Consider the following 1,090-nt stretch of genomic DNA (forward strand, 5'->3'; position numbering starts at 1 on the left):
AGGTCGTAGACTCATAAGCCCGGAGCCACAGACGCATTGAGGCGAGTTGAACCATGGCGAGGAAGTTGGCGGCGAGTTTGTCGTAGCGGGTGGCGACGCGGCGGAAGTGCTTCAGCTTGGAGAAGAACCGCTCGATCAGATTGCGCTCACGATAGAGCCGCTTGCTGAAGCAGGGCTTCCACTTTCGATTGGATTTGGCTGGGATGTTGGGCGTGGCGCCCTGTTCCTCGATCAGCGTGCGGATGCGATCAGCATCGTAGGCCTTGTCGGCGAGCACGATCATGTGCGGCCCGAGGTGGTCGAGCAGCGTGTCGGCGATCTGCCCGTCATGCGTTTGGCCAGCGGTCAGGCCGAGCCGGATCGGGAGCCCTTGCGCATCGACGACCGCGTGGATTTTGGTCGTGAGCCCGCCGCGTGATCGACCGAGACAGTGATCTGCACCCCCCTTTTTGCCGTCGCGGCCTGCTGGTGGGCGCGAACGGAGGTGCTGTCGATCATCTGGATATCGCCGTCGTGCGCGGCGGTGATGGCGTCCATCAGCCGGTCCCAGACGCCCGCCTTCCGCCATCGCACGAAGCGGTTGTAGCAGGTGGTGCGCGGGCCATAACGCTCCGGCAGGTCACGCCATGGGGCACCTGACCGTAGCACCCAGAAGATGCCGTTCAGCACACGACGGTCATCGACGCGCGGAACGCCCCTGGGTTTATTGGGTAGCAGTGGCTCGATCACGCGCCATTCGAAGTCGGTTAGGTCATATCGGCTCATGCCGATGCTGAATCAGACCAGCTTGGAAAATGGAAGCATCATGTGATGGAGGCGTCCGGGTAAAGCCCCTTTGCCTCCTCAGGGTTAACCGCGCGGATATCGTGCAGAGTCTCGTGCCACAGCGTGCTGCAGACTCCGCAGCGCTTCAGAAAAGTTGGCCCATCAGCGTGAGCAGCTATCGTGGCGAGCGCCTGCCACTTCTTATCCGCAGGCACATCCGTTCCACATGTCTGGCATCCGCCGTTCACTCGCTTCCCCCTTGAACACCCGGGCAAGCCAGATCAATACACGCCTCGACCACCGCCGTTAATGGGTTTACGGCCTA

1 protein-coding gene is annotated in these 1,090 nt (G+C 61.7%); it reads right to left on the bottom strand.

All coding sequences use genetic code 11. From position 1 onward, the window contains the following. A protein-coding gene (locus ST3T6A_RS21140; RefSeq protein ID WP_157602730.1) for an IS5 family transposase occupies positions 1 to 765 on the bottom strand; the annotation gives its coding sequence in 2 pieces (ribosomal slippage) (positions 1 to 441 and positions 441 to 765; 766 coding nt annotated over the 2 pieces). This gene is flagged as partial in the annotation. Between the last annotated feature and the right edge of the window lie 325 nt (positions 766 to 1,090).

It is taken from the genome of Sphingomonas sp. PR090111-T3T-6A, assembly GCF_000383095.1.
Classification (GTDB): domain Bacteria; phylum Pseudomonadota; class Alphaproteobacteria; order Sphingomonadales; family Sphingomonadaceae; genus Solisphingomonas.